This window comes from Streptomyces sp. NPDC087787 (genome assembly GCF_044743035.1).
In the GTDB taxonomy this organism is placed as follows: domain Bacteria; phylum Actinomycetota; class Actinomycetes; order Streptomycetales; family Streptomycetaceae; genus Streptomyces.
Map to the genome: position 1 here is coordinate 1 of NZ_JBIUVQ010000034.1, position 19,551 is coordinate 19,551.

Annotated in this window: 9 protein-coding genes and 1 pseudogene; 8 read left to right on the top strand and 2 right to left on the bottom strand. The window is 69.4% G+C overall.

What is annotated here, in order from left to right; genetic code table 11:
- Window positions 1-171: 171 nt before the first annotated feature.
- The 8 genes from ACIOWN_RS32980 (at window position 172) to ACIOWN_RS33015 (ending at window position 14,124) form a co-directional block, all read left to right on the top strand.
- A complete protein-coding gene (locus ACIOWN_RS32980) occupies window positions 172-1,713 on the top strand; it encodes an ATP-grasp domain-containing protein (RefSeq protein ID WP_401984261.1) in 1,542 nt (513 codons plus the stop codon).
- Window positions 1,714-1,976: 263 nt separating this feature from the next.
- Window positions 1,977-8,192, top strand: a complete 6,216-nt coding sequence (locus tag ACIOWN_RS32985; protein ID WP_401984262.1) for an amino acid adenylation domain-containing protein — start codon at window positions 1,977-1,979, stop codon at window positions 8,190-8,192.
- A 19-nt stretch (window positions 8,193-8,211) separates the two neighbouring features.
- Window positions 8,212-8,631 (top strand): RidA family protein, encoded by a 420-nt coding sequence (locus ACIOWN_RS32990; RefSeq protein ID WP_362357777.1) that lies wholly within the window; start codon window positions 8,212-8,214, stop codon window positions 8,629-8,631.
- The gene (locus tag ACIOWN_RS32995) at window positions 8,628-9,503 is read left to right on the top strand and encodes an alpha/beta hydrolase (protein WP_401984264.1); all 876 of its coding nucleotides are present in this window, start codon (window positions 8,628-8,630) and stop codon (window positions 9,501-9,503) included. The genes ACIOWN_RS32990 and ACIOWN_RS32995 overlap by 4 nt, the downstream gene beginning before the upstream one ends.
- On the top strand, window positions 9,500-10,759 hold the full coding sequence (locus tag ACIOWN_RS33000) for an MFS transporter (protein ID WP_401984265.1): 1,260 nt from the start codon (window positions 9,500-9,502) through the stop codon (window positions 10,757-10,759). The genes ACIOWN_RS32995 and ACIOWN_RS33000 overlap by 4 nt, the downstream gene beginning before the upstream one ends.
- Window positions 10,756-12,627: a non-ribosomal peptide synthetase gene (locus ACIOWN_RS33005; protein WP_401984266.1), complete on the top strand. Its 1,872-nt coding sequence runs from the start codon at window positions 10,756-10,758 to the stop codon at window positions 12,625-12,627. Before ACIOWN_RS33000 ends, ACIOWN_RS33005 begins: the two co-directional genes overlap by 4 nt.
- 100 nt (window positions 12,628-12,727) lie before the next feature.
- Window positions 12,728-13,432, top strand: coding sequence for a guanitoxin biosynthesis heme-dependent pre-guanitoxin N-hydroxylase GntA (gene gntA / locus ACIOWN_RS33010; protein WP_362357769.1), 705 nt, complete (start codon window positions 12,728-12,730; stop codon window positions 13,430-13,432).
- Window positions 13,429-14,124, top strand: coding sequence for an MOSC domain-containing protein (locus ACIOWN_RS33015; RefSeq protein ID WP_362357767.1), 696 nt, complete (start codon window positions 13,429-13,431; stop codon window positions 14,122-14,124). The genes gntA and ACIOWN_RS33015 overlap by 4 nt, the downstream gene beginning before the upstream one ends.
- 87 nt (window positions 14,125-14,211) lie before the next feature.
- Here ACIOWN_RS33015 and ACIOWN_RS33020 read toward each other — a convergent pair.
- Together ACIOWN_RS33020 and ACIOWN_RS33025 are read right to left on the bottom strand one after the other, a co-directional pair.
- A pseudogene (locus ACIOWN_RS33020) lies at window positions 14,212-14,547 on the bottom strand (transposase); the annotation flags it as partial.
- A gap of 132 nt (window positions 14,548-14,679) precedes the next feature.
- The gene (locus ACIOWN_RS33025; protein WP_401984268.1) at window positions 14,680-19,266 is read right to left on the bottom strand and encodes a glycosyl hydrolase family 18 protein; all 4,587 of its coding nucleotides are present in this window, start codon (window positions 19,264-19,266) and stop codon (window positions 14,680-14,682) included.
- Window positions 19,267-19,551: the final 285 nt, after the last annotated feature.

The following is a 19,551-nucleotide window of genomic DNA, read 5'->3' on the forward strand; positions in this document are numbered from 1 at the left end:
GGGACCTAGACAATCCTCATTCTTGCTGGTCAGAGGCCCTTTCTGTTTGTGTGACCACCTGCCGGACAGCCCGCTTCATGAAAGCGCGAGGCTAAGCGGCGTCGCTGCCTGCGGCCCTATTTCACGTTGGACAGGGGCCAATCACGCTCGCGTCACGAGGGACGATGCGGCATGATCCTTCACTACGTCATCTGGCGGAGGCGGAAGTGGAAGCGGAACGCCGCCGACGAATGGTTACGGAACGTCGTCGCCAAGACGAACATTGCTCGATGCAGAATCTCCATCCTTACAGGCAGGAGCCCTGCACGGGCCCGGCTGCCCGCCGATCTTCGCAGGATCCCTGGGGTGGATGGCTGCTGCTGTGCTAGCCTCACCAACGGCTCGGAGGAGAACGATCGGAAACGGGGGATGATCGTGTTACGGGGGCGCGTGCTCGTTATTGGGGACAGCATCCGATTAGTTTCGAAGGCGAAGTCGGCCGATGTAGACGTCGTCTATATGCAAAAGCCGTCACAATTCGATCCCACGCTGATTCCGCACTGCCAGCAGCTCGCCCTGGTGGATTATCAGCACGTGCCCAGCGCCGCCGCGATGGCCGCCGCGCTGCACCGGATCGCACCGATCACGCGGATCGTTACACAGACCGAGGCAGCACAACTGGTGGCCGGTCATTTGACCGACGCCCTGGAAATTCCCGGCACATCGGAACGATGCGCCCGGCTGCTGCACGACAAGTCCGCGATGCGGGCACTACTGAACGAGCAGGGCATCGAGGCCGTTCCCTATGCGGTCAATCCCACTCAGGCGCAGCTCCGTGAATTCGTTGTCTCGCACGGGGCGGCCATTGTCAAACCGACCAAGGGCTCGGGCAGCCTCGGAGTGCGCCGGATCGAGTCGGTCGAGGACATCGACGAGATATGGGCCTGGTGCCAGTCGTTCGAGCTCGGTGAATTCCAGGTCGAGAAGCTTCTGGTCGGTCCCGAACTGAGCGTGGAATCCTTTTCCGAATCGGGTCGGCACACGATCATCGCGGTGACCGCTAAGGACACCGAGGGCGGTACCGTGGAACTCGGGCACGTCATTCCGGCGCCCCTGGCGGAGGACCAGCTCGACCAGATCCGCGAGTTGACGGTGCGGCTGCTCGACGCGGTCGGTCTTGAGGACGGCCCGTCGCACACGGAGATCATCCTCACCGCTGAGGGACCGCGGGTCGTCGAATCGCACACCCGCCGCGGGGGCGACCGGATCAACGATCTCGTCAGGATGGTGTACGGGGTCGACATGGAGGAGGCCACCTATCGCCTCGTCGGCCACGGTGCTCCGCTCGACGGTCATCTGCACCCCGCCCGCGGCGCGGCCGCCATCCGTTTCCTGACCGCGGCCCCGGGGGTCGTCACCTCCGTCACCGGCTTGGACGCGGCGCGGGCCGTCGACGGGGTGGTAGAGGTGTCGGTGAGTGTGGAGCCGGGTTCGGTGGTGCCCGAGCTCCGCTGGTCGGACGATCGCTGCGGGCACGTCATCGTACGTGCCGGCGACGCCGACACGGCCGTCCGTCTGGCCCGCACGGTCGCCAGACACATCTCGATCAACACCGAGCCCGTCACGGACGACTGTCCGGGTCCGGACGCGGCGGCACCGGACACGCTGAGCTCGATCCTGCGGCCGTACGACGAGGTGTTCGACCCGTTCCACGGGGCCGTGGCCGCGCCTTAGCCGCGGTCCGGGATCCGGCCTTCCCGGCCGGATCCCGCAGGCTCAGTCCCCCGTCGTCGCGAGGGCCGGAAAAGCTTGGGCTCGTCGGCGTGCCGGGACGCGGACAGCGGCGCCCCGCCCGCCATACCGGACACGGCACGACACGGAGCCGCGTCCGGAACACCCGGGCGCCCCGGACCTCGTGCGGCAGGGCGCCGATCCCTTGCATCTACATCGCTCGTTACGTCAACGAGCCAAGTTTCGTTCCGAGTTTGGAGTGCGGTATGGCTGGGGAACCGGACACCGGCGCAAGCATGCTCTCGTACACCCAGGAAAGCCTCTGGCTCTTCCATGAACTCGCCGGCTCCGACGAGCCTGCGTACAACGAATCGGTGGCCTTCGAGACGTCCGGCGACCTCGATCCGGGCGCGTTACGCCGCGCCATCCGGGCCACCGTCCTGCGGCACGACGCACTCCGCACGACGTTCCACGAGACCCCCGGCGGGCCGCGGGCCCAGGTGCACCACACTGGCGGGGACGCCCTTCCGGACAGTACGACCGTGGTCGACCTGCGCACCCTGGCCGCTGCCGAGGCCCGCCTCCGGGCGGAGGAGGTGCTCGCTGAACACCACCGGCGACCGTTCGACCTGAGCGCGGCTCCCTTGCTGCGGGCGGTCGTGGTGGCGCTGCCGGGCGACATCTGGTTCCTCGGCCTGACGGCTCACCACATCGTCGTCGACGACTGGAGCATCCGCCTGGTCCTTGACGAAATAGCGGAGAACTACCGCACCCTGGTGGCCACCGGACGCCTGCCGCAGCGGCGCGTCTCCGGCACCGCGTTCCGCGCCTTCGTCACGGAGAGCCGCTCGGCGGCCGCGGATGAGAAGCAGACAGCCGCCGTCGAGCGCTGGCGCCGGTCGCTGGCCGGCGCCCCGGAACTGCTCGGCATGCCGCTGGACCGCCCGCGTCCCGCGGTTCAGACCTTCCGCGGCGACAGCATGACCATCACCGTGCCCAGCGCGGACGTCGAACCGCTGCTGAAGGAATGCGCCCGCACCTGCCGCAGCACCGCATTCCCGGTGTTCCTCGCCGCCTATGCGCTGTTGCTGCACCGCTACACACGTCAGGAAGGTTTCGCCATCGGCACCACGGTGCTGAACAGGCCGGGCGTCGAGGATTTGGAGCAGGTCGGCTGCTACGTCAACACCCTGCCCCTGTTCGTGCCGGTGGACCCGGACGATACGTTCCGCACCGTGCTGTCCGGCGCCCAGAAAGCCGCCGAGCAATTGCTTGACGACGGCGACGCGCCTTATCCGAAGGTGGTCGAGGCACTCGGGGCCGAGCGGGCGCGGAACCACAACCCGGTCTTCCAGACGATGCTCACGATGCTCGACGGCCGTCCCTCGATCGACCTCGGACCGGGACTGGTCTCCCAGTACCACCCCGTCCGCCGGACTGCCGCCAAGTTCGACCTGCTGCTGTACGTCAACCGGGCCGACGACGCGTACGAGTTCGAGCTCGAGTTCAACACGGATCTGTTCACCCGGGACACCGCGGAGCGGATCCTACGCAACTACGCGCGACTGCTGGCCTCACTGGGCAACGCCGGCGTCGACGCACCGGTGGGCACGCCGTCGATGACCCGCGACGAGGAACGGAACCTGATCCTCGGCGACTGGAACGACACGCAGGTCGCCCACCCGGACGGGACGATCGCCGATGTCATCGAGGAGCAGGTCCGGCGGAGCCCCGACAGCCTGGCCGTCGAGTTCGAAGGCAAGGCGTACACGTACGACGAGCTGAACCGGCGGGCCAACCAGGTGGCGAGCCGCATCCGCACCATCCTCGGGACGACCGGGGCCGGGCCCTTCGTCGGGGTGTTCATGGAGCGCTCCGCAGAGATGGTGATCGCGCTGCTCGCCATCGTCAAGGCGGGCTGCGCGTACGTGCCCATCGACCCCGAATACCCGGTCGCCCGGATCGAGTTCATGATCCAGGACGCCGGTGTTCCGCTGATCCTCACCCAGGAGCACCACCGCCCGGCCCTCGGCAGCGCCGCCGCCCAGCTCCTCGTCCTCCCGGACGAGTCCCTGGACCACGAGGACGACACCGATCCCGTCCGCGAACTGGGCCCCGACTCGCCCGTGTACATGATCTACACCTCCGGATCCACGGGGCAGCCCAAGGGTGTGATCAACCGCCATGACGCGCTGGCCAACCGACTCCACTGGATGCAGTCCGCCTTCCCGTTGACCGACGGTGCCGGGGCGGACCGGGTGCTCCAGAAGACCCCGTACAGCTTCGACGTCTCGGTATGGGAGTTCTTCTGGCCACTGATGACCGGGGCCGCCATCGTCGTGGCTCGGCCGGGCGGACACCGCGACCCCGACTACCTCAAGGAACTCATCCGGTCCCGGGCCGTCACGACCGTGCACTTCGTCCCCTCGATGCTGAACGTGTTCCTGGAGGCGGAGGAACTCGCCCAGCACTGCGGCCCGCTCAAGCGGGTCATCTGCAGCGGCGAGGCGCTCCCCCGCAAGACCATCGAGGTCTTCGCCGCCACGCTCCCCTCCTGCGGACTGCACAACCTGTACGGCCCGACCGAGGCCGCGATCGACGTCTCGCACTGGCCCTGCCGGGCCGACTACCCGGGAGAGCTCGTCCCCATCGGCAAGCCCATCGACAACGTGCGGCTGTACGTCCTGGACCGGGATCTGCAGCTCCAGCCGGTCGGCGTTCCCGGGGAGCTGTGCATCGGCGGCGTCGCCGTGGCAACCGGATACCACCGGCGCGACGACCTCAACGCCAGGATGTTCGTCTCCGACCCCTACGGAACGGCCCCGGGAGCCCGCCTCTACCGCACCGGCGACCTGGCCCGCTTCCTGCCGGACGGTCAGATCCAATACTTGGGACGCATCGACAACCAGGTCAAGTTGCGCGGTCTACGGGTCGAGCCCGACGAGATCGCCGCGGTCATGCGCGACCTGCCCGGCGTCCAGGAGGCGGCCGTCGTCGTGGACGCGTCGGGTCCCGCGCAGGCGCTGGCCGCCTACGTCGTGAGCACCGCGTTCGACCCCGACGACCTGCGTGCCCGGCTGCGGAAGTTGCTGCCCGAGTTCCTCGTCCCGCAGTACCTCATCGAGGTCCCGCAGCTGCCCACCACTCCCAACGGCAAGCTGGACCGGCGTGCCCTGCCCTCGCCGACGGCCCACGCGGCACCGGCCGATCGAGCCGGCCGCCTGCCCGCCACGACCGCCGAGCAGGACGTGGCCCGTGCCTGGAGGGACGTCCTCGGACTCCAGGCACCGGTCGGCGCGGACAGCAACTTCTTCGCCCTCGGCGGGGACTCGATCATCGCATTGCGCGTCAGTTCCCGGCTGCGCGCGGCCGGATACGCGGTCAACCTGCGCGAAGTGTTCGCCCACACGACGATCGCGGAGCTCGCCGCCTCGCTGACCCGCGAAGACTCGGCGTCGCCCGGGCCGGCCGCCACCGAGGCGTTCGGCCTGCTGACGGACGACGACAAGGCGGCGCTCCCCGCGGCGGCGGAAGACGCCTGGCCGCTGACGAAGCTCCAGTCGGGCATGATCTACCACTCGCTGCTCGACGAGGACTCCCCGGTCTACCACGACATCTTCGACTATGAGTTCGCCGGCGTGGCCGATCCGGCTGAACTGGCCCGTGCCGTACGGGAGACCGTGGCACGCCACGCTCAACTGCGGTCCTACTTCGACCTGGAGCGCTACGACGAGCCCCTCCAGGTCGTGCTCCGCCCGGACGCGGCCGGCGCCGCGCCGTCCCCGGAGGTCGTGGACCTCACCGGGCTGTCCGCCGACGCGCAGGACCGGGCGGTCGAGGAGTGGATCGATACCGAGAAGCGCCGCCCGCTGAACCTCGCCAGGCCGCCCCTGCGCTTCCGCGCCCACGTACGGGGCAACGGCCGTATCAACCTGGCGTTCTCGTTCCACCACCTGATCCTGGACGGGTGGAGCGTCGCCCTCGTCATCGAGGAGATCCGACGCCGCTGCGCTGGGCTCCCGGCCGGCCGGACGGCCGACGCCGCCCCGGATCCCAGCTACGGCACCTACGTGGCGCTGGAGCGCGAGAGCGCACGACGCCCGGCGGACCAGGACGCCTGGCGCAGGCTGCTCGACGGCTTCTCCGCGACGCTGCTGGCGGGCCACCTCGGATCCGCGGCGCCGGAGACGATCGAGACCGCGGTACTGGAGCGGGCCGTTCCGGCAGGGCTGGAGGAGCGGCTACGCCTGCGCGCCGCGGCCCTCGGACTCCCGCTCAAATCGCTCTATCTGGCCGCGCACTGCGCGGCCCTGGCGGACCTGACCGGCAGGTCACGCGTGGTCACCGGGCTGGTCGGCAACGGCCGCCCGGAAGTGCCCGGCGGCAGCGAGATGGTCGGCCTGTTCCTGAACACCCTTCCGCTGCCCGTCGAGGTGCGTGAGGCGGACGACGCGGAGCTGCCGGCCTCGGTCTTCGAGCGCGAGCGGGAACTCGTCCCGCTCCAGCGGTTCCCCCTCGCCGACATCGAGCGGCAGCAGGGCGGAGCGCTCTTCGACGTGGTCTTCAACTACACCGACTTCCACTCCTACGCGACGGCCGGTGACACGACCGCCGCCACGCGAGACACGGTGTCGATCGAGAACGCCCGGTACTTCGAGCTCACCAGCTTCCCGATGACCGTCCACGTGCACCGGGACCACTTCGCCGGTGCGACGCAGCTCGCCGTGTCCCACGACCGCGGGCGGGTCAAGGCCCCCACGGCGGAGCAGTTCCTGGGCGAGTTCCTCGCCGCCCTCGAACGGTACGCGGGACAGGAACCGGCCGACGGCCGTCCGGACGCCACGGAGCGTGCCGTCGCCGCGATCATCGCGAAGGTGGTCGGCAGCGAGACGGTCGGGACGGAGGAGAACTACCTCGACGCCGGCGTGGACTCGATCAGCTCCATCCGCATCCTCGCCAAGCTGCGCAGGCAGTTCCCCGGTGCCGCGCTGCGCGACGTGATGGAGGCGCGCACGGTTCGGGCCCTGGTCCACAGGCTGGCGGCGCGGGCGTCCGAGCCCGAGACCGCAGAGTCGGCGGGCACCGTCGGGGAATCCCCGGGCGCGTCACTCGACGGGCTCCCCCCGGGAGTCGTCGACGCCTACCCCCTCACCGCCACCCAGCTCCGGATGATCAAGGCGACGAGGCGGGACCCCGCACAGTCCGCCTACCATGACGTCTTCGCCTACTCCGTCGCGCTGCCACTGGACGCTCCCCTGCTGCGCGCCGCACTGCGGCGGATGACCGCGTCCTGCGAGACGCTGCGCGCCACCGTCGACCTGGCGGCGTCACCCGTTCCCCGGCAGCTCGTGTACACCTCGGTCGAGCCCGATCTCACCGTGGTCGACGCCGAGGACAATCCCTCGGCGCCCGACGAGTGGTTCGAGAAGGAACGCGGTTCGGGATTCCGCTGGGAGCAGCCCGGGCTCATACGGTTCGCGGCACACCGCGTCGCGCCAGACCGCTTCGTGCTCTCGCTGAGCTTCCACCACGCGGTCGTCGACGGCTGGAGCCTCTCCCTCCTCGTCCGGGATCTCCTCCTCTCGTACGCCTCGGAGGTCGGCGCATCCGCCGCCGGTGCCGGAACAGGCGCCGATGCCGGGCCCGTCCGGTCCGGCAACGAGGCCGGCTCCTTCCGCGACTACGCCATGGCCGAGACGGCCGCCCGCTCTTCCGCCGAGTCGCGGGAGTTCTGGCACGACGTCCTCGCGGGCCACCCCGGAGCGTGGCTGCCCCGCTACCCATCCGACGGCGGCTCCCGCTGGGCCGAGGCGACCGTCGTCCTCCCGCCCGACCAGGAAGCCCGGCTGCGTGAGGTCGCGCGCCACACCGGGCACCCGCTCAAGTACCTCATGCTCGCAGCACACTTGAGGGTGCTGGCCCTGGTCACGGGCGAGCCCGACGTCTTGACCGGGGTGTTCACCCACGGCCGCCCCGAGACCGACGACGCGCAGGAACTGGTCGGGATGTTCCTCAACTTCCAGCCGCACCGGGTCCGGATCGAGGACCAGACGTGGCCGCAGCTCACCGACCAGGTGTTCACGTTCGAGATGCGCGCGCTCGCACACCGCCGCTGCGCCGCAACCGGCGACGGCCCGGACGACTGGCCCCACTACTCCGCGCTGTTCAACTACACGGATTTCCCCGCGTATGCGGACGCCGTCCACGGGGGCGGACACCTCACCGGTGTCCGGTGGTTCGAGCACACCGACGCGCCGTTCCTCGCGACCGTGGGCCGCGACCCAAACCGTTCCGCGCTGGAGATCACCCTCAACGCCGACGACAGGTTCCTCCCGCAGGGCGTGGTGGACGACCTGGCGCGCCTATACGAGGCCGTCCTGGCGCAGATCGCCGAGACCCCTGGCGGCTCCGTCCGCGACACCACCGGCCGGATCGAGACGTGTGTGGACGGCCTCGGCGCGCGCCGGAACCCATCCGTCTGAAAGGGAAAAGAGAGCCTCCGTGAACACCTTCCGAAACCCCCAGGGGATCGCGGCGCCGCTCGCCGCGTACTCGCACCAGGCCGAGATCACCGGCCCAGTCCGGTGGCTCGTGGTCTCCGGCCAGATCGGCATGGCCCCCACCGGCGAGCTCCCCGAGGACCCGGTCGAGCAGCTCGGCATCGCGCTGGACAACATCACGGCCAACCTCGAAGCGGCCGGGATGCGCCACGAGGACCTGGTCAAGCTGACGTTCTACTTCGCCGGCGAGGTCGATCTCCAGCGTCGGCGCCGGCGGATGGGCGAGTGGCTGGGCGACCTGCGCCCCTGCATGACCGTCATGACGGTGGCCGCACTGGCCACGCCCGCGCTGCGCGTCGAGGTCGAGGCGCTCGCGTGCACCGAGGACATCCCGGCGACACAGAGGAGAGAGCAACAGTGATAGTCCAGACCACCCTGGAAGGCGTCCACACCTTCGAGCAGCCGGACGGCTACATCACGCACTACCGGCTCTGGGGCGCCGAGACCGCTGCGGACCTCGTGGTGATGCTGCACGGGGGCATGAGTCACGCGGGCTGGCAGGCACCGCTCGGCGCCCGGCTCGCCGAACTCGGTGACGACGTCGCCTTCCTCGCCGTCGACTTGCGCGGCTCGGGACTCAACGCCGTGCGCGGACACATCCCGGACGGCGACCTGGCCGTCCGGGACATCGCGCTGCTGCTGGGCAGCCTCAAGGAAGCCCGCCCCGGAACCCGCATCCACCTGGCCGGCTGGTGCTTCGGCGCCCAGGTGGCGACGGTCGTCGCGGCCGGGCTCGCCGACCGCGAGGTACTCGCGAGCCTGCTCATGGTCTGCCCCGGCTTCTTCTTCAACGATCGCTACTCCGACGTGCTGGACCGCTCGATCGACGCCGCCCTGGAGGTCGTCGAGGAGCTCGGCATCACCGTCGAGACAACGCGCCCCTTCATCAGGGTGCCACTGCGCCCGACCGACTTCACCGGTCGTGCGGAGTGGCTCGCGGCCATCGAGGACGACAAGCTGAAGCTCTCCCACGTGACGGTCGGCACGATCGACTCCTGGGAGGCCATCGCCGTCAAGTCGGAGACGGACTACGGACGCATCGGGCCGCTGCCGGTACGGGCTGTGTTCGGCACCCGGGACAGGCTGGTCGACAACGACCGCGTGCGCGCCTTCCTCCAGAGCCACCCCAACCTGGAGACGCACGACCTCGACACCGGTCACGCCGTCCACTTCGAAGAGACGGAGGCACTCACGCGCCTGGTCGCGGGCTTCGTGGCCGAGCTGAAGCGATGACCACGGGAGTCGCGCGCTACCGCACGGTCCTGTCGACCCCGGGAGCGTGGGGGTTCTTCCTCCCCGGCATGCTCGCCAGGTTCCCGCTGGGCATGACCGGTATCAGCATCCTGCTCTTCGTCTCCGCGACGCGGGGCGACTACGGCACCGCGGGTGCGCTTTCGGCCGTCTCCGCGGTCGGGTACGCGGTGGCCGCGCCTCAACTGGCCCGCGTGGCCGACCGGGTGGGGCAGCACAAGGTCCTACTCTCCTGCGCGGTACTGTGCGCGGTCAGCGGCGGCGCGTTCGTCGTGAGCACGCTGAGCGACGGGACGCCGCTGTGGGTTCTGTTCGTCACGGCGGCGCTGGCGGGTGCGGCGACACCCGCCTTCGGCTCGATGGTGCGGGCGCGCTGGAGCGGTCTGCTGGACGGCTCGTCCTTGAAGGGGACGGCCTTCGCACTGGAATCCCTGGTCGACGAGGTCGTCTTCATCGTCGGCCCGGTCATCGCCACCTCACTCGCCGTCGGGGTGAGCCCGGCCGCGGGCCTCGTCAGCGCGCTGGTCCTGGTGTGCGGTGGCAGCGTCCTGCTGGCGCTCAGCCGGCGCACGGAGCCGCAGCGCAAGCCCGGCCCCAAGGCCGGGAAGAGCGCCCTGTTCCTGGGACCGGTCGCCCTCGTGGCGGCACTGAACCTGTGTTTCGGCGGCATGTGGGGCTCGATCGACATAGCCACCGTGGCGTTCTCCGGTGAGAAGCAGCAGCCCTTCATGGCGGGGGTCCTGCTGGGGATCTACGCGATCGGCAGCTCTGTGGCGGGAGTGGCGTACGGTGCGCGGGAGTGGTCGGCTCCGCTGCCGCGGATCCTGTGGGTCTCAACCCTGATCATGGCGGCCGGGATCCTGCCGATGCTCGTGGTCCACAACTTCGTCGGGGCCGGCCTCGTGCTCCTGCTGGCCGGATCGAGCTCCTGTCCGGCCATGATCGTCGCCATGATGCTGGTCGTGGACGGTGTGCCCGCCTCCTACCGCACGGAGGCGCTGGCCTGGCAGTCCACGGCTCTCTGGCTCGGGGTGTCCATCGGCTCCTCGGTGAGCGGCCACCTCGCGGACTCCCGAGGCGCGCAGGCCGCCTACGCCTTCGCGACCCTCTGCGGCGGCGTCGGCTTCGTGGTCGCCCTGGCCGGCGGCCGACGGCTGCGGCCGGTACAGGCCGAACCCGCGGACGCCCCAGCCGCTGATGACCGTCCGAACCTCCCCACTGAGTCAGGTATCCGATGACCTCCATCAGCACCACCCGTCCTCCTGCCACCGCCTCCCCCCTATGGGTGGCCGACCGGATCGCCGCGACGGCCGGACACCCGGACACAGCGGTCCGCGAGCGCGTCGCCCTGCGGACCGCCGATGCGACCGTCACCTACGCCGAGTTGTGGGAACGCGCACAGAAGGTCGCCGTCGAACTGTCGGCGCTCGGAGTCGGCGTCGGTGACGTCGTCGGTCTGCGGCTGCCCTCCGGCCCCGGCGCGGTCGTCGCCATGCTGGCGTGCTGGCACGTCGGCGCCGCTTTCCTGCCCATGGACGCCGCGGCCCCCGACGCGTACCGCGACCGACTGCTGAGCCGTTCGGGAGCCCGGGCCGTCGTCGACGCCGACGGCCCCCGGGCGCTCGCGGACACGGCTCCCTCCACGCGTCCGGCGACCGGCCGCCCCCAGGACCGGGCGGCCTATGTCATCTACACCTCGGGATCGACCGGCACCCCCAAGGGAGTGCTCGTCGGCCAGGACGCCTTCGCCGACCACACCACCGGCATCGGCGATCTCCTCGAACTGCGCGACACCGACACCGTGCTCCAGTTCGCGGGGCTCGGCTTCGACGTCGCCCAGGAAGAGATCTGGCCGACGCTCGCCGTCGGCGGCACGGTGGCCTTCCTGGACTCCGCGGACCGCGCCCTGAGCCCGGCGGAGCTCGCCCACCGGGTACGTGGCCTGGGTGTGTCGGTGCTCCAACTCCCCACCGCCTACTGGCGTCTGGTCTGCACCCAGATGCAGGGGACGGAGGGCGCCGGCCTCTCCTTCGACGGCGTACGCACCGTCGTGATCGGCGGCGAGGCAGCGGGCACGAAGGACGTCCAGGTGCACCGGAACGGACCGCTGGGCCACTGCACGCTGGTCAACGGCTACGGGCCGACCGAGACGGTGGTGACCTGCGCGGCCTTCGTCCTGCGGGCGGACGAGCCCGTCCCGGCCACGACCGGCCTGCCCATCGGCGGCCCGGTGGGCAACCGCCGGCTCTACGTCCTCGATGCCGATCAGCGTCCGACCGAGGCGGAAAGCCCCGGCGAGCTCTGGGTCGGCGGGAGTCCGCTCGCCCACGGGTATCTCGACGACCCGAAGCGTACGGCCGAGCGCTTCCGCCCCGACCCGTTCGCCACGGTGGCCGACGCGCGGATGTACCGCACCGGCGACCTGGTCATACGCCATCAGGACGACGCGTTGGAGTTCCTCGGCCGCCTGGACAACCAGGTCAAGGTCCGCGGCTACCGGATCGAACTCGACGAAGTGGACCGGCACTTGACCGCCACGCGAGGCGTCACCGCGGCCGCTGCGGTGGCCCTCGACGACGGAACCGGGAACGGCGGACGGATCCTGGCCGCCGCACTCTCGGTGACCGCGGGCGGCCCGACGGCCGAGCAGATCCGCGAGGACCTGCGCGGACGCCTGCCCTCCCACCTGGTCCCCGGCCTGATACGCGTCCGCGACGCGCTTCCGCTGACCACCTCCGGCAAGATCGACCGCCGTGCCGTGGCCGCGGTGCTCGCGGAGGAGTACGGGGGCTCCGCGCCGGAGGCCACCGCACAGGAAGCCCCTGCGCCCGAGGACGACGCACCCACGCCTGCCGTGGCGCCCGCGGCCGACGCCGGCACCACGGACGAGGCCGCGGAACTCACCCTGCTCCTCGATCTGGTACGCACCCTGCTCCGCACCCCGGACTTCGGTCCCGACGACGACTTCCTGGCCCACGGCGGGGACTCACTCGTCGCCCTCCGGGTGAGCGGCGCGATGCGCGAACGCGGTTGGCGCCTGCGGCCGTCGGACCTCCTGACGGCGGGCGAAGCACGGTCCGTGGCGACCCGCATCGTGCCGTGCTGAAGGGGAGCGCGGTGTCGAAGTTACGAGCGGCCGACCGAAGAGTAAATCAGCAGAACGGCACAGCACAGCACGCTAGCCGATACGCCGAGGGAGAGGTTTCATGACAGCCGTACCCGTCCGTGACCAGTTGGCGGCCTGGATTGAGAGCGAGGAGTTCTCCTGCCTAGGGGCCAAGTCGGCCCTGCGCCGCGAGAGCCTGCGCCAAGCCCATGTGGGGGTCCTGGGCACGGAGAGTACGACGGCCGCGCTCCACGGCGCCCTCACCGAGTTCGTCTCGCGCGACCTCAACGTCAAGCAGAACTTCGCCACCATCGTCGCCGTCTTCGAGGGTCCGTTGGGGCTCCCGGAGCCCGACTTCCACGCACTGCTGTGGCGGCAACTGACCGACCTGCACGCCTTCGACGCCGACCGCGGCTTCGCCTGGGCGGAGGGCGCGGATTCGGATCCGGACTCCCCGAAGTTCGGTTTCAGCGTGGCCGGACACCCGTTCTTCGTCGTAGGCCTGCACGAGAACGCGTCGAGGGTCACCCGGCGCTTCCCGTTCCCCGCGATGGCGTTCAACTCGCACCACCAGTTCCGCCGACTGGTGGAGAACGGCGTCTACGGAGGTCTCCAGCGCCGCATCCGTGAGCGCGAAGTGCGCCTGCAGGGTTCCATCAACCCGAACCTCGCCGAATTCGGCGAGTCGTCCGAGGCGCGTCAGTACTCGGGGATACAGACGGACGCGCAGTGGCACTGCCCTTTCGTCCCTCGGGACGGATCAGCCGCAGGACCCGAGCCGGCCTCGCGCCAGCCCGACGCGTGAACAGCTCGCACGGCTCCGTGCTCAGCGTCAACGTCGGCCGGGCCCGCGCGGTGCCCTACACGGACGCCCCGGGCGGCGCGACGGGAATCGACAAGCAGCCGGTGGACGGGCCGGTCCGGGTGGCCCCGGCAGGGCCACCCGGCCTCGCGGGCAGCGGAGTCAGCGGTGACGCGGTGTGCGACCTGCGCTTCCACGGCGGCGCCGACCGCGCCGTGTACGCCTTCGCCCGGGAAGACCTGGACGACTGGCAGCAGAAGTTGAACCGGGTGCTGGGCAACGGCTCCTTCGGCGAAAACCTGACCGTCCTTGGCATGGACCTCCGCCACGCGCTGATCGGAGAACGATGGCGGGTCGGCCCCGACACCGTCCTGGAGGTGACCGGCGGACGTATCCCTTGCCGCACCTTCGCCGGCTGGCTCGACGAGAAGGGCTGGGTACGCCGCTTCACTCGCGCCGCGTCCCCCGGAGCAATGCTCCGCGTCATCGAGGCGGGCGACATCAGCGCGGGCGATCACATCGCCGTCGTGCACCGCCCGGACCACGACGTGACCGTGTCCCGCCTGTTCCGCGCGGTGACCACTGAACGGGCGATGCTGCCCGACGTACTCGTGGCCGCCCCCTGGATGGAGCGCGAACAACTGGAGATCGCCCAGCAGTACACCGCCAAGTACGCCGCAGGCACCGACCAGTAGCCCGCTCCCCCATCCCCGAGCCCCACTGCGACCCGCCGGGATCCGTATGAAGGACCCTGTTCAGCGCTCGCACTCCTGGGCACCGGTGAGCGCCTTCGGCCCTGCTGCGGCAAGGACGTCGACGAGCCGCGAGACCGTCGGGTTCGGACGCCACCCGGCCGAACACGTGGGGCTCGGCCCGCAGCATGGCGACATCGGCCAGGCAGTCCCCGCCCAGAGCCGTCGCGAGCGCGCCAGCAGGACCTTGCCCGGGTCGTGCACCGTCCGCGGCTTGCGCCACGGCGCCGACGCCGCCGATATCGCGGTGTCCAGGCCCACCTTGCGGACCGTCTCGGCCGACAGCACCGCTCCGGCATGCGAGAGCACTCCACTGCCGCCGCCCTCGACGCGAACACGCGGGTACAGCCCGATACGCCTGCTCACCTGGAGAGTGCTTCTTTCCGTGCAGCCAACAGGACCCTAAACAAGTCCCATCGTTGCACCCAGGTCAGGTCAGAAGCACTCTCCGGTTATTTGATCAAGACGTGGAGTGTCAGGCCGGGTGGCTGAGAACGGTCAGCTGGCGCTGCCGATCAGCTTCCAGGGCTCGTGGTCGGCGTCGGCCCCGGTGCCCGGGGCACTGCCCTTCGTCTCCCACTTGGCCTTCCAGACCTTGCCGTTGTACTTGACCGTGGTCTGCTCGACCGGCTGGCTGGCCGGGGAGTAGATCTTGGTCGCATCCCAGTTCCCGGCACTACAGCCACCGGCCGGCGGGGTCGCCGTACCGAGTCCCTTGAGGTTGTCGGTCACCGGCGCGTACGCCGTACCGCCGATCGACAGACTCGTGTTCACCGGACCGGTGATCGGGAGGAAGTAGATGATCGGCAAGTCGAGCGACTTCCCGGCCGGGATGATCTGGCAGTAGTCCAGCGTCGTGCTGACCCGGAGGAACGTCGTACCGGGTGCCAGCTTCCACTGGCCACCTTGGGCATCGGTCTGCCAGTTGGCGTCCTTGACCAGCGGTGACGTCGAGGCTGGAATGTCGAACGACAGCTTCGTGTCCTTGCCACCGCCGAGCGTGCGCCCGGTGTTGTTGGTGATCCGGACGGTCGGCTGCAACGGCCACAGGTTCGCCGTGGCGGTCGGGTAGTTGACCATCTCGACGCTCAGGTTGGCGGTCACCGTCGGCGCGACACCACCACTGCCGGTGCGCAGATTGTTGTCATAGGCACCGATATTGCCCAGCTTCTCGTTCAGCCGGGTGGTCAGCGTGTACCCCATCCCGCACGGGGTGTCCGGCTGGATGTCCGCCGGGCAGGAGTAGTCGCCGCCGAGCTCCCACATCATCACGCCGCCCGCACCGGTCGACTTGACCAGATCGGTGACCGCGTCGATGCCCTGCTCGTCCTCGGTCGACAGGAACACCTTCTTCTCGGCGTTCCACAGCCACGACGTCTTCGTGGTGTCGTCCCAGTACCGGGTGTATTGGCCCGTGCGCCGGTCGGTGATGTCGGTCTCCGGCGTCAGCCCGACGCTGCGCGCGTAGACCGGCGTGATGTTCTTCTCCAGGTTCTTGGTGTGCCACAGCGGGTTCGTCCCGGAGCCGAGCTCGCTGCCGTTGTTGGTCTCGTCGTGCCAGATGTTGTCGATGCCGAAGGCACCGTCACCACACGGCCGCTTGACGCCCGTACCCGGCTCGCAGCCGCTCAGCTTCTGCGACTTGCCCCACAGACCGTTGGTACCGCCGGTGACGTTCTGCCAGCCGCGCGTGTAGTAGGGCACACCGATGTTGACGCGCCCGGCCTGCATCGCGCCACGCATGTACTTCATCGCCCAATTGGTGTTGAAGTACCCGATCTTCCCGTACTCCGGAGTGGCGTACTGATCGGCCAGTTCCGGGTCCTTGCCGTCGTCGAACAGCGCCGCGTTCGGACCCACGACGTCGTTCCAGGTGCCGTGGTAGTCGTAGGCCATCAGGTTGGTGAAGTCCTGGTAGTCCAGCGCGGTCTGGTTCGCCATCCCGCGGGCCAGGTAGCCGGAGGCCGACGACGCCGAGGTGAGCAGGTAATACTTGTTGTCCGCGACCGAAGCCCGGTTCAGCGAGTCCCGCAGCGTCTTCATCAACGCGGCGTACGTCGTGGGCAGACCCTTGCGACGCGGGTTCGACACCGCCCAGTCGGTCGGATTGCCGGTGTCCTCGAGGACCGTGGGGTACTCGAAGTCGATGTCGACACCGTCGAACCCGTAGGTCCGCAGGAAGTCCACGACCGAGCTCGAGAACGTCTCGATCCCGCTCTGGTTGACCGAGCCGTCGGCGTTGGTGGTCATCGCGTAGAAGCCACCGGAACCGGCCCAGCCACCGACCGAGATCAGCGTCTTCACCCGCGGGTGCAGGCGTTTGTACTTCGTCAGCAGGTTGAAGTGCCCCTTGTAGGGCAGCGAGGGATCCATCTCGGCGCCGACCTCGCCGGGCCACTCCTTCTGGGTGGCGTTCGAGTCGACCTTGATCCGGTTGTTCTCCACCGACGCGAACGCGTAGTTGAGGTGGGTCACCTTCGACCACGGGATGTTCTTCACCAGGTAGTGCGGCGTGCCGTCGGCGCCCGTGCGGCCACCGTTGAAGTAGCCCACGACCCGGCGGCCCCGGCCCTGACCGAGCCATTCCCTGCCGTCACTCTGATAGACCTTGCAGTACGGCGTCGCCACGCCCGGCGTGGCCGCCAGACCGTCCGGCCGGCAGTCGCCGGACGCACCCGGCCGCGAACCGCCGTCGTCGCCACCAGGGTGCGACTCCATCGGGTCACCGACACCACCGTTGATACCGAGATCACCGGCACCGCCGTCGCTGCGGCTGCCATCGCCGTAGCTCGGCACCAGCCAGCCCTCGATGTCACCGGCACCACTCGCCACGGCCGCCTTGACGGCGGTCTTCGCCGTCGTACCGGAGCGGGTCATGGCGAAGTCCTCGATCCCGTCGCCGTTCAGGTCGGCGAAGGTCCCGAAGGTGCCCTGGAACGGATCGTCGGCGCGGATCACGCCCAGCGACTTCCAGCCGGCGGTGACGCTCCACGGAGCGCCGGTGTTCTGCCAGGCCCGGACCTCACCGGTGGTGTACTCGACCCGGACCGTGTCGGCCTTGCCGTCACCGGTGATGTCGGCGAAGGCGACCTGCGCGCCGCGCGCCTCACCCGGAGTGGCGAAACCCGCGACCTTGTTCCAGCCGCCCGGAGTCGGCATTCCCGTGCCCTTGTTCTGCCAGGCGGTCGGGAAGCTCATCCGGTCCAGCGTGATCAGGTCGTCGCGGCCGTCACCGTCGAGGTCGGTGAAGTACAGCTCCGGCTCGTAGCTGAGGTTGTTCGCGACGATCGTCGCGCTGTCCCAGCTGACCTTGCCGCCACTGCTGGTGTTCCGCGACATCCGCATCGCGGGGATGCCGGTCGGCGAGTCGGCCGGCGGCAGGATCCGGATGTAGTCGTCCTTGCCGTCACCGTCCAGGTCGGCGAAGTAGACCAGCGCCGGGTTGTTCCCGCGGTCGGCCGGGCTGATGTCGCCCAGCGAGACCGCGGCCTTGCGCGGGTCGTCGTTGCGCCAGCCGGTGACCTTGCCGTCCGTACCGACCACCGCGTAGTCGGCCTTGCCATCGCCGTTCAGGTCGGGGAACCCGATCTTCGAGCCGGTCGCGGCGGCGTCCCGGATCTTGCCGATCGGCTCCCAGACGTACGAGCGGCCGCTGATCATGTGCTGCAGGACCGCGATCCGGGTGCCTTCGCCGAAGGCTTCCGCGATCTTCTGGTAGCCGGCGTCGGTCGGGTAGACCTCGTTGGTGATGTCCTGCGGGGTGACCGAGCCCAGCTCGACCAGCACCAGCCGTGCGCCGCCCTTGATCTTGGCGTAGGCGATCGTGCGGAGCGCGCTGTTGTAGGCGTCGATTCGGGCCTGGTACGTCGGGTTCGTCGACGGCGGCAGGGTCCCGAGCAGGACCGTGGTCGTCGGCGAGGTCCGGTAGATCGCGTCCAGGAAGCTCTGCATCTTCCTGGCCGTCGCCGTACCGTCGGCACCGCCGGTCAGGTCGGCCGTGCCCGCGACCAGGGTCATCATGTTCGGCCGCAGCGTCTGCAGCGCGGGGATCGTCTGGGCCTTGATGTCGTCGATGCCCTTGCCGTCGAAGCCCATGTGGTCGGGGTCGCCGCGCTTGCCGTTCTTCTGCTCACCGACGAAATCCGTGCGCTTGAAGATGAGACTGGCCGCCGTGCCACCGACCACCGCAATGGTGGTCAGGCCCTTCAGGATGGTGTTCAGGTAGTCCCGGAAGCCACCGTCGTCGGTGCTGTGCACACCGGCCGTGATCCCGTCACCGGTCGCCATCACCCGGAGCTCGTCGATCTGCGGGCCGGCGGCGGGCGACGGAGTGGGTCCGGCCGCGTTGAGCTGGCCGGACTGGACCGGCCGGTGGTCGGAGTTGCCCTCGGACCGGACCGTGACCGTCAGATCGTGGTTCAAGTGGGTGGTGACGAAGTAGTCGAGCTGACCACCGCTCTGGTGGGTCGCCGTACCCGAGCCGTGGATCCGCATGGCCTGCGGGAAGTTCGCCCGCTGGGCGAGGGTCCCCGGCTCGACGTTGAAGTCGCCACCGATCGTCGCGTTGTAGGTGACGCCACGCTGGGTCCCGAGGGCCGTGATCCGGTTGTTGACGGCGTTCAGCAACACCCCGGAGTCACCGCCACCGCCGGACAGGCCGTGCACGGTGAAGTACCAGTCGTTGCCGAACCGCGCACCGAGCGCGTTCCGGCCGGCGTCGACCGGGTTGCCGACGACGATCAACTCGTCGGGCGCCTCGCTCAGGACGAGCGCGATGTTGACCCGGCCGCCGATCCGACGCGGGTTGGCCTGGTCGTCGTCGGTCTGCAGGAAGTAGACCTCACGGGTCGGGATGGCATTGCGGTAACCGCTGCTGACGATCCAGGTGCGATGCAGCACGGTGTGCTGATGCGCGTTGCCCTGGCTGTCGGTCGTGGTGAAGGTCTGGCTGGGCTGTGGGTCGCTGTTCTCAGGCGGCTGCGGGCCGACCTCCTGAAGCATCAGGATCGGCACCTGCAACGCCAGCCGCTGGACCGTGTTGCTCCACTTGCTGCCGTTCTGGTCCGCGTTACTGGCCCCCTGCATGTTCCAGGAGACCAAGGGCGTGGTGTCCGCAGGAAAATCGGTGGCGGAGGCCGGAACGACAAGTGACGCTGTCAGCCCGGCCATCACCACCACTGCGGAGATTAATCGGCGGAACAAGAGTTCCCCCCGTTTCTCACATCCAACAGATCGGGAACAACTGAATCGTTGGAAACTAGTTGGTTTCTCTCAACTGTAAGCCTAGATCGTTCATGAGACGCCATCCGCTTATCGATGACGGGGCGTCTGAGGCCACGTCAGCTTGCTGACGGGGCCTTTGTGGTGAGT